The sequence below is a fragment of the Gordonia otitidis NBRC 100426 genome (assembly GCF_000248075.1).
In the GTDB taxonomy this organism is placed as follows: domain Bacteria; phylum Actinomycetota; class Actinomycetes; order Mycobacteriales; family Mycobacteriaceae; genus Gordonia; species Gordonia otitidis.
Map to the genome: position 1 here is coordinate 1 of NZ_BAFB01000199.1, position 9,182 is coordinate 9,182.

Annotated in this window: 9 protein-coding genes and 5 pseudogenes; 12 read left to right on the forward strand and 2 right to left on the reverse strand. The window is 64.3% G+C overall.

The window, feature by feature from the left end:
• From GOOTI_RS19405 to GOOTI_RS19425, 5 genes are all read left to right on the forward strand, one after another.
• The coding region (locus GOOTI_RS19405; RefSeq protein WP_007240307.1) for a YihY/virulence factor BrkB family protein at positions 1 to 855 on the forward strand (855 nt) is incomplete at its 5' end.
• A 22-nt stretch (positions 856 to 877) separates the two neighbouring features.
• Complete coding sequence (locus GOOTI_RS24810) at positions 878 to 1,231, forward strand: hypothetical protein (RefSeq protein ID WP_007240308.1); 354 nt, start codon at positions 878 to 880, stop codon at positions 1,229 to 1,231.
• Positions 1,228 to 1,644 carry a phage holin family protein gene (locus tag GOOTI_RS19415; protein WP_007240309.1) on the forward strand — a complete coding sequence of 139 codons (417 nt, stop codon included), beginning with the start codon at positions 1,228 to 1,230 and terminating at the stop codon, positions 1,642 to 1,644. The genes GOOTI_RS24810 and GOOTI_RS19415 overlap by 4 nt, the downstream gene beginning before the upstream one ends.
• Entirely contained in the window at positions 1,634 to 1,975 is a 342-nt protein-coding gene (locus GOOTI_RS19420) for a DUF3618 domain-containing protein (protein WP_007240310.1), read from the forward strand. Before GOOTI_RS19415 ends, GOOTI_RS19420 begins: the two co-directional genes overlap by 11 nt.
• Entirely contained in the window at positions 1,972 to 2,277 is a 306-nt protein-coding gene (locus tag GOOTI_RS19425; protein ID WP_007240311.1) for a DUF4235 domain-containing protein, read from the forward strand. Before GOOTI_RS19420 ends, GOOTI_RS19425 begins: the two co-directional genes overlap by 4 nt.
• A gap of 192 nt (positions 2,278 to 2,469) precedes the next feature.
• Here the strand turns inward: GOOTI_RS19425 and GOOTI_RS19430 are convergent.
• Positions 2,470 to 3,345, reverse strand: a pseudogene (locus tag GOOTI_RS19430) (transposase); the annotation flags it as partial.
• 64 nt (positions 3,346 to 3,409) lie between these two features.
• On the opposite strand from GOOTI_RS19430, the pseudogene GOOTI_RS27080 reads away from it, so the two are divergent.
• A pseudogene (locus GOOTI_RS27080) lies at positions 3,410 to 3,646 on the forward strand (IS256 family transposase); the annotation flags it as partial.
• A gap of 42 nt (positions 3,647 to 3,688) precedes the next feature.
• Here the strand turns inward: GOOTI_RS27080 and GOOTI_RS27380 are convergent.
• Positions 3,689 to 3,982 (reverse strand): annotated as a pseudogene (locus GOOTI_RS27380) (replication initiation protein); the annotation flags it as partial.
• Between the two features lie 187 nt (positions 3,983 to 4,169).
• On the opposite strand from GOOTI_RS27380, the gene GOOTI_RS19440 reads away from it, so the two are divergent.
• From GOOTI_RS19440 to GOOTI_RS25820, 6 genes and pseudogenes are all read left to right on the forward strand, one after another.
• On the forward strand, positions 4,170 to 5,240 hold the full coding sequence (locus GOOTI_RS19440; protein ID WP_007240314.1) for a glycosyltransferase family protein: 1,071 nt from the start codon (positions 4,170 to 4,172) through the stop codon (positions 5,238 to 5,240).
• Positions 5,233 to 6,315 carry a glycosyltransferase family 4 protein gene (locus GOOTI_RS19445; protein WP_007240315.1) on the forward strand — a complete coding sequence of 361 codons (1,083 nt, stop codon included), beginning with the start codon at positions 5,233 to 5,235 and terminating at the stop codon, positions 6,313 to 6,315. The genes GOOTI_RS19440 and GOOTI_RS19445 overlap by 8 nt, the downstream gene beginning before the upstream one ends.
• Positions 6,312 to 7,286 (forward strand): glycosyltransferase family protein, encoded by a 975-nt coding sequence (locus GOOTI_RS19450; protein ID WP_007240316.1) that lies wholly within the window; start codon positions 6,312 to 6,314, stop codon positions 7,284 to 7,286. Before GOOTI_RS19445 ends, GOOTI_RS19450 begins: the two co-directional genes overlap by 4 nt.
• 122 nt (positions 7,287 to 7,408) lie before the next feature.
• Positions 7,409 to 8,215: a glycosyltransferase family 2 protein gene (locus GOOTI_RS19455; RefSeq protein ID WP_007240317.1), complete on the forward strand. Its 807-nt coding sequence runs from the start codon at positions 7,409 to 7,411 to the stop codon at positions 8,213 to 8,215.
• Between the two features lie 39 nt (positions 8,216 to 8,254).
• A pseudogene (locus GOOTI_RS19460) lies at positions 8,255 to 8,989 on the forward strand (PLP-dependent transferase); the annotation flags it as partial.
• Between the two features lie 40 nt (positions 8,990 to 9,029).
• Positions 9,030 to 9,182, forward strand: a pseudogene (locus tag GOOTI_RS25820) (IS630 family transposase); the annotation flags it as partial.

A 9,182-nucleotide genomic window follows, 5' to 3' on the forward strand; every position in this document is an offset into this window, starting at 1 on the left:
GGGGTGCTGTCGATCGTGCCGGGCCTGATCGTGTTGATCTCGCTTTTGGGCCTACTGAGCCCGGATGTCACCGCCCAGATCACCGACCAGGTCGAGCAGGCCGCCCCCGGGTCGGCGGCCGAGTTCGTGCGCACCCTGATCGAGCAAGCCCAAGCCAACCAGACCGGGGCCAGTATCAGCGCCCTGGCAGGGTTGGCGATCGCGCTATGGAGCGCCTCGGGGTACGTGGCAGCGTTCATGCGCGCCTCCAACGTCATCTACGCCATCGGGGAAGGCCGCCCGATCTGGAAAACGATCCCCATCCGGTTGGGTGTGACCATCCTCGCGGTGCTGCTGCTACTGCTCAGCGCGGTGATCGTCGTGGTCAGCGGACCGGTCGCCACGCAGATCGGCGACCTCCTCGGAGTAGGAGAGGCACTCTTGCTAGCGTGGCGTATCGCCAAGTGGCCGGTGCTACTGATCATCGTCTCGGCACTGCTGGCCATCCTGTTCTGGGCCAGCCCGAACGCCAAACAAAGCGGGATCAAATGGGTCAGCCCGGGCGGGGTGATCGCGGTCCTGCTGGTCCTGATCGCCTCGGCACTATTTGCCTTCTACGTCACAAACTTCTCCTCCTACGACAAGACCTACGGGGCGCTGGCCGGGGTGGTGATCTTCCTCGTGTGGCTGTGGATCACCAACATCGCAGTCCTGCTGGGCGCAGAAATCAACGCTGAACTCGACCACGGCATCGCCATCGCCAAGGGCATGCCCGAAGACGTCGAACCGTTCGCCCAGCCCCGCGACACCCGCAAACTCGACGAGATCGACAAGGCGGCAGTCAAGGACGCCCAAGCCCACAAGCACCAACGATGAGCACGCACCAAGGACACCGTCTGTGGCCGCCACCCGTCTGGCCGCAGGCAGCTCCGACGAAGAAAGGAACAATTCGATGAACAAAATTATGGTGGTGGCCGCCGCCGCGGCCGGGTACGTGCTCGGCAGCCGCGCCGGCCGCGCACACTACGAGATCCTCGAAGAACAGGCACGAAAGCTGTGGCGAAGCCCGCAAGTACAACAGGCCTCCGACATCGTTAAAAACACCGCCGAACAGGTCACAGACCAAACCGACGCGGCCGGCGACTCGCCTCAGGACACCGCCTCCAACGGCGCACGACATGCCGCCGAGCAGGCCCACAGCGAGCAGGGGCCCTACCCCGGCGACGCTGACGGAGCGGGGACCCAGCGATGAGCCACCCCGTCGGCCCCCCATCCACGCCCGAACCGTCGGTGGGGCAGTTGATGACCCAGCTGTCCGAGCAGACCTCCCGGCTGGTGCGCGACGAACTCACGCTGGCCCAGGTCGAACTAAAAAACAGTGCCAAACACGCCGGCGTAGGGGGCGGCCTGTTCAGCGGAGGCGGCATCCTCGCCCTGCTGGGACTCGGAGCCCTGGTCACCGCCGCCATCGCCGGTCTGGCCCTGGTGCTGGCGCTATGGCTGTCGGCCCTGATCGTCGGCGCGGTATTGCTGATCGGCGCCGGTGTCGCGGCACTGTTGGGCAAGAAGCAGCTACAGCAAAGTACGCCAGACATGCAGCGCACCGTCGACAGCGTCAAACAAGACCTCGCCCACGTGCAGGAGGCCAGTCGCCATGACCGATAACCATGATCGGCCCGAACCCGATAGCCAGGCCAGCGCCGCCGAGGTCGAGGCCGACATCGCCCGCACCCGCGAGGAACTCGGCCAGACCGTGGACGCGTTGACCGACAAACTCAACGTCAAAGCCCAGGCGCGCAGTACGACGCGCCAAGTCACCAACAGGGCTGGTCAGCAGGTGCACGCGGCCCGCGCCCGAGGCGCCCACGCGTTCGCTCAGCTCGCAGACCGCGCCACCGACGACCAAGGCCAGCTCAAACCCGCTATCCCCGCCGCAGCGGCCGCGCTGGCGGTCACCGTCATCGCAGTAGCGCTCTGGCGAAGGAGGGCTTCATGAGCGACACACCAGATGAGCAGCCCACCAGTAGGTCGGCGAAAATTCTCTACCGCCCGGTCGGGATCGCCACCTCGATCGCCGGAGGCTTGCTGGCCAACGCGATCTTCACCCGAATCTGGCGCCGCGCCGCACCCGGCGAGAATACCGACCCGCCCAGCGCCCTGGACCCCAGCCACCAGCTCAGCGAGATCCTCCTCGCCACCGCCCTGCAAGGCGCCGTCTTCGCCGCGACCAAAACCATCATCGACCGCGCCGGGGCCCGCGCGTTCCAAAAAGTAGTCGGCGAATGGCCTGGCCCCTAGGAGGCTGCTGAACAAGGCGCCATTGGGGGTTGCGGTGGTGTGAGCGGCTTGCGGATCGGTCTCGGTGGGCCGTCAAGCGGCGATTCAGGTCAGCGCTCTGGGTACGGCGACTGGGAGCGATGCGCCCGCCTGTGGTCCTTGTGTGGCTGATCGGCCTGCAGCAGGGAGGTTCATGAGGCCCTGTTTGCTGGGTCAGGCCAGGGCCCAGGTCCCGTTCTCCATGGTCAGTCCCATGGCGAGCAGGCGTCGTAGGTTGAGGGCGGCGGCGCGGTGGTGGAGCCAGTTATTGTTCTTGTCCACGCCGCGATAGGGCACTCGTCGGGCGCCTCGGGTGAGCCAGGCGATGGAGCGTTCCACCATCGGGCGATGCTGCCGGTAGGTGGCCCGGAAGTCCTCGCCCTGTGCGCGCTGGCGGTGCTGGCGTTGCAGCACATGGTGCTCGCCCAGCAGCACCGAGCGGCCGGATTGTGAGGTGGTGCACCGCTGGCGCAGCGGACACTGCCGGCAGGCCGCACCGAACTTCGCCCGGCCCTGCGGCGACACTGTCCGCGTGACATCAGCCGGGCAGGTCAACGTGTTTGCCGCGGCATCGAAGGTGAAGTCATCGAGACCAAACCCGCCCTCCACAGCGGGCCTGGTCGGCCAGGGTTTGACCAGCGGCAGCCACTGCTTTCCGGCGAGGGTGGCCAGCATGTCTGCGGTGGCGTACGCCGAATCGCCCAGCACCTCAATGTTCTCGACGTCTGTAGTGGTGGGATCTGTGGTGACCAGGTCCGCGCCGACAGTGGCATCGGAATTGTCCGGGCCGCTGGCCCGGGTCAGCCGGGTCGCGGTGGTCAAGCCGGTGTCGGGTTCGACCACGATGTGGGCTTTGAACCCGTCCTGGCGACGCTGCTGGGTCTTGTGCGCGTGCCGGGCATCAGGATCGACAGTGGAGATCACCCGATCCGGGGCGGTACGGCGCGCGATGCGCCACCGCCCATCGGTGCCATCGGAATCCTCGGCCGGTTCGACGTCCTGACCGGCCACCAACGCCAAGAGAGCGACCGCCTCGGCCGGCCTGCCACCAGCGGCGGTGATCGCCTCGAGGGCGTGTCAGATGGTCTGTGTGAGTTGATCCCGAGGAGGAATCATGAACGCTATGGCTGTTGACGACCATGACGCTACGGATGTATCGGATGCTGCTGGGCTTCGCCGGGAGGTGTTCTCGGACGCGCTGATCGATCACGTACTCGCCGAGACCCGTTCGCGAGGGTTGGAGCTGACTGGCAAGGACGGCTTTTTGAACGAGATGCTCAAGGCCGTCCTTGAGCGGGGCATGGGCGCCGAGCTGACCGAGCACCTGGGCCGCGAAGCCCACGCCCGCGGTGAGCCACCAGCCGACGTGGCCGTGCCCTCTGTTGCCCTCCACAACCCATGAGGGGACCGGATGGTCACTGGGTCGCTCAAAGGCTCGCAGAACGGCATCTGGGCGGTCTACGTCGATCACCACGGCAGCCACTATGGCGCGGGGTGAGGACTCGACGTACTGCCGACGCAGTGCACGCTCGCGCTGTTCCCGCCACGCTCCGGCGTCCAGGTTGTCCGTCGCAAGCGGGTAGCGCGACAGGTACCGCTCACGCCATGTCTCCGGCGTGAGAACCGCACTGTCCGCTGTTCGCGGATGAGTGAACCTACGGGGTGCCTCGGTCCAGCGTTCGTCCAATATTGCGCAGTGGCTGTGTGCTGGGGGAACGCGTGTTCATTGGGTCGTGTCGCATTCGTTCTGATAGGGTTAAGGCTTCGCATCCGTGGGTACTCTGAAAAGACACGCCAAGCCCATCTTTGGCGCAGCGTGTTTCGGATGAGCCTCAGCCGTTCCCGAAGAGCCGATCCAGCGGAACGAGGTCGAATTGCAGTCAAGTCCTGTGCGCGTGGCGTCCGTACCGTCGTCGCACGTCTATGTTCGTCATCTCAGCGCGACATCGTCACCGCCCGGTGCCGTGCGTCTGTCGGACCCTGAGCCCGAAGACGGCCGCAAGGTTGCTGGCGGGTGGTGGCCACCGGTGATGCTCGATCCCGTCTGGATCGAGCATCACCACTCTGATTTTGACATCTTCCATATCCATTTCGGGTTCGACGCGGTCGAACCTGAAACCATGTCAGCTGTTGTCGAACGCCTGCGGCACTATGGCAAGCCACTGGTCTACACGCTTCACGACCTCCGCAACCCGCACCATCCCGAGCCGGGTGCCCACGAACAGATCCTCGACATCCTCGTTCCTGCAGCCGATGAGGTGCTCACCCTCACGCCTGGTGCGGCCGCTGAGGCGGCGCAGCGGTGGGGGAGGCAGGTAACTGTGCTACCGCATCCGCACGTCGTACCGGCGAGCCGTTTCACCACTTGGACGAAAAACGAAAGAGATGAATTCGTGGTAGGCGTCCATGCGAAGAGCATTCGGGCCAATATGGACCCGGAGCCGGTGATCGCCACGCTGCTCGACGCGGCAGTCGAATACGATGACGTTGTCATCCAGATCAATGTCCACGCCGAGATCTACGATCCTGACAACCACTGGCACAATCCCGGCTTCGCGGCGACGGTCGAGCGACTCAGTCGCCATCGACGCGCTCGCCTGCGGGTGCACCAGTTCTTCAGTGACGCCCAGCTCTGGGATTATCTGTCGGAGCTGTCGGTGTCCGTGCTGCCATACCGCTTCGGCACACACTCGGGTTGGCTCGAAGCGTGTCACGATCTCGGAACATCGGTTATCGCGCCGAACTGCGGTTTCTACCGTGAGCAGCAGGACCTCGACGAATTCGTCTTCACCGAGACCGAATTCGACCCCAGCTCCCTGATTGCTGCACTAGCCAGCGCCTACTCACGCAAGACTCCGCCCGCCTCGTGGGCTGATCGGTCGGCTCAGCGAGAGTGGCTTTCGCATCGGCACGACTCCCTGTACAGGCGATGCATTGATGCCTGATCGTCGACTCCGCATCGCCGTGATCGCATCGAGCAGTTATCCGATCACGCAACCGTTCGCAGGCGGACTCGAGGCCCACGTATGGCATCTGACTCGCGCGCTGTCGTCCGCTGGTCACCAGGTGACCTTGTTCGCGGGCCCGGGGTCGGACGAAGGTCCTGACACAGATATGTTGCACACCAACATATTCGAACCATCTCATGCCGCGCGTGCCGATGTGTCGATGCCGCCAGAGCAGGTGTTGCGCGAACACCACGCCTATCTGTCGTTGATGGTCGACCTAGCTGCTCACCCTGAGCGCTTCGACGTCATCCACAATCACAGCCTCCACCACCTCCCGGTGGCGATGGCCGACGCTGTGGCCACTCCAATGGTCACGACATTGCACACGCCACCGACACCATGGCTTGAGTCGGCGATGACGATCGCCGACCAGACCCGCTGCGTCGCGGTGTCCCAGCACACCGCGGATGCCTGGTCACATATCCTCGACGCTGTCCCAGTGATTCACAACGGCGTCCAAGTGCGCGATTGGGCCCCCGGCCCTGGCGGGGAGGACGCCGTTTGGTTCGGACGTCTGGTCCCCGAGAAGGGCGTGCACCTGGCGATCGACGCCGCTCGCCGCGCCGACATCGGTCTCCGGATCGCGGGACCGATCAGCGACCTCAGCTACTACGCCGATAGGGTCGAACCTTTTCTCGACGAACGGATTCGGTATGTCGGTCACCTCGACCATCACAAGCTGGCAGACCTGGTGGGCCGGTCCTCGGTGACATTGGTCAGCCCGGTCTGGGACGAGCCTTATGGTCTGGTGGTCGCCGAGTCGCTCTCGTGTGGGACCCCGGTGGCGTCCTTCCGCCGAGGAGGCATTCCGGAGATAGTCGGAACTCAGGCAGGGATCCTCGTCGCCCCGGATGACGTCGACGAGTTGGCCAAAGCTGCGATCGACGCACAGCGATTCGACCGCAAGGCGGTCCGCGACCACGCGGAGCGGCACTGTTCGGAGGAAGTGATGATTGAGAAATATCAAGACCTCTACGCAGAACTGGTTCAGGACGAGGCGCTACGCGCATGATCGGGTACTACATCCATCACCAAGGGTCCGGTCATCGAACGCGTGCTGAGGCCATCGCACGTCATCTTTCCGCTCCGGTGGTTGCGCTGAGCAGCGCTGACATCGTTGGCGAGGACTTCACAGATGTGATCGCACTCGACCGCGACGATCAGAATCTGGATCCGAGGGACCCCACCGCGGGCGGAGTCCTCCATTGGGCTCCGCGTGGCGATCGTGGACTTTGCCGTCGGATGGCGCAGATCGCGCGATTCGCCGACGAACACGAGCCAGCGGCAGTGGTCGTCGACGTCTCAGTCGAGATCGCTCTGTTCGTGCGGCTTCTCGGCGTTCCGGTGATAGTCGTGGCGATGCCAGGTGACCGCGCCGATCCGACACACCGCCGCGCATACGAGGTGGCCGACGCGATCATCGCACCATGGCCTGGCGACCTGTACAGCCCTCCCTGGCTTGACGAGTTCATCTCAAAGACTACCTTCGTCGGCGGTATCAGTCGCTTTGAGTATCGACCTGCCACCCCCGACCCGGCGCTCGCGTCTGACGTGCTACTCATGTCCGGGACCGGCGGCGAGTCGGAGCGACCCGTGGTCTCGCTGATCGCCAAGCGACACCCGGGATTGACGGTGGTCGGCCTGGGACCCGCCTTCGGAACCTGGACCGACGATCCGTGGCCGTATTTGTGCAGTGCGCAGGTCGTGGTGATCAACGCTGGTCAAGGCAGCGTGGCAGACGTCGCTGCGGCCCGACGCCCCGCAGTCGTCATCCCGCAACGCCGTCCCTTCGCCGAGCAGGACGCGACGGCATGCACTCTGGAACGAGAGGGCTTGGCACAAGTGAGGAGCGAGTGGCCCGAGCCCGACGACTGGGCAAAGATCCTGCACGAATCGTCAGTCACCAACGCCGACTGGTCACGGTGGCAAACCGACGGGGCCGCCGGGCGAGCCGCCGCAGCCATCGAGGCGTTGCTCCGATGACCGCCGCAGGCGGCTTACTGGCATTGATCACCATCGTTTCGGGCCGGCACGATCACCTACAACGTCAACTCGACACAGTCGCGCATAGCCCCAACAGACCGTGGCTACATGTGGTGGTCGCCATGGACGACGCGAACGTACGCTCGATCGTCGGCTCCGGGGAGTCCGTAGAAGTCGTCGAGATCGACAGCGGTGCAGACGGTCTCGAGCTTGCCAGCGCGAGGAACATCGGTGCCCGCTTCGCGATCGCCGCCGGCGCCGACTCATTGGTCTTCCTCGACGTCGACTGCCTACCCGGACCTGAGTTGTTCTCACGCTACCGGCGTGCGCTCCATGACCACTACGACGACAGCGTAATCTGTTGTGGGCCTGTCACCTATCTTGAGCAGGGGCAGATCAACGATGATCTTGCGGCCTACACGAACCCGCATCCGGCTCGCCCCGACCCACCGGATGGTGAGGTCCACCTCGACAGTGACCTCACGCTCTTCTGGTCACTCTCGTTCGCCCTTAACGCCCACGACTGGCGGAATATCCGCGGGTTCCACACCGGCTATCGGGGGTACGGCGCAGAGGACACCGACTTCGCCATGTCTGCTGCCGCACAGGGTTATCGGCTCGCCTGGGTCGGTGGCGCGCACGCATACCACCAGTACCACCGGGTGTCCGACCCTCCCGTCGAACACCTCGACGACATCCTGCGTAACGGAGCACTCTTCCGACGCAGGTGGGGGTGGTGGCCCATGGACGGATGGCTGACAGCTTTCGAGGACCGTGGGCTGGTCGAGTACGACGCCGCGACCGACAACTGGACGAAACCAAACCACCGGACCGCTACTGCCTCCAATAGTTCAGCAAACCCGCCCATGAATGCGGCTCGAGCGCCAGGTCGACTGCAACGCACAGAATCTGATCGACCCGAACGGTGATGTGCCCAGCAAGTACCTCGTGTTCGTAGGATTGTCACCGTGGACCAATCACGAGCGCCACTGATCGAGGCACTGGCCGACTATCGGCGGCTGAAAAGGTATGGATACACCCCACCCGGGCATCGGCAAGGTCGTGGTGTTGAGGACGAGACCCGCGCGGTCATCGGTGAGCAGGCATTCGCATCGGATGTGTTGGCCTCTGGTGGTCTCGACGATCGGCGGATGTCCGGCGAGTTCTTGCCCGACGCTGAACGTTTGATGGCCGAAGCCGTCGGTGCCGAACAGGCCTTCTTCTCGACATGTGGCAGTTCGTTGTCGGTAAAGGCGGCGATGATCGCTGTGGCCGGTGGCCACCGCGGCGAACTCCTGGTGACCCGTGACGTCCACAAGTCGATTGTCGCGGGCCTCATCTTCTCCGGGCTTCAACCACGATGGGTGCATCCGCAGTGGGACACGCACCTGCACTTGACCCACCCGCCGTCACCGGATCAGGTACGACAGGCGTGGCAAATGCATCCTGACGCGGCCGGGTTGCTGATCGTTAGCCCCACCCCATACGGCACCTGTGCTGACATTCGTGCCATCGCCGATATCTGCCATGAGCGCGGCAAACCGCTCATCGTGGATGAGGCATGGGGAGCACATCTGCCGTTCCACCCCGAACTACCGACGTGGGCAATGGATGCCGGCGCCGATGTGTGTGTTGTGAGCGTCCATAAGATGGGCGCCGGCTTCGAACAAGGATCGGTCTTCCACGTCCAAGGCGACCTAGTGTCCTGAGTCATTAATTGTCATTCGGTTGTTAGGCTGGGGAATGGCAACCCGGGGTCCGCGAGCAGTGGATATTGTTCTGACCGATGACGAGCGCCGTGAGCTCGAAGGGTGGGCGCGTCGGCGAACGACGGCCTCGGGTTTGGCGATGCGCTCACGAATCGTTCTCGCCGCCGCTGATGGCGGTTCGAATACC

What these genes read in the sequence shown, in the direction of transcription:
- GOOTI_RS19415 (WP_007240309.1), top strand. Translation starts at nt 1,228, where the DNA reads ATGAGCCACCCCGTCGGCCCCCCATCCACGCCCGAACCGTCGGTGGGG.
- GOOTI_RS19420 (WP_007240310.1), top strand. Translation starts at nt 1,634, where the DNA reads ATGACCGATAACCATGATCGGCCCGAACCCGATAGCCAGGCCAGCGCC.
- GOOTI_RS19425 (WP_007240311.1), top strand. Translation starts at nt 1,972, where the DNA reads ATGAGCGACACACCAGATGAGCAGCCCACCAGTAGGTCGGCGAAAATT.
- GOOTI_RS19445 (WP_007240315.1), top strand. Translation starts at nt 5,233, where the DNA reads ATGCCTGATCGTCGACTCCGCATCGCCGTGATCGCATCGAGCAGTTAT.
- GOOTI_RS19450 (WP_007240316.1), top strand. Translation starts at nt 6,312, where the DNA reads ATGATCGGGTACTACATCCATCACCAAGGGTCCGGTCATCGAACGCGT.
- GOOTI_RS19455 (WP_007240317.1), top strand. Translation starts at nt 7,409, where the DNA reads ATGGACGACGCGAACGTACGCTCGATCGTCGGCTCCGGGGAGTCCGTA.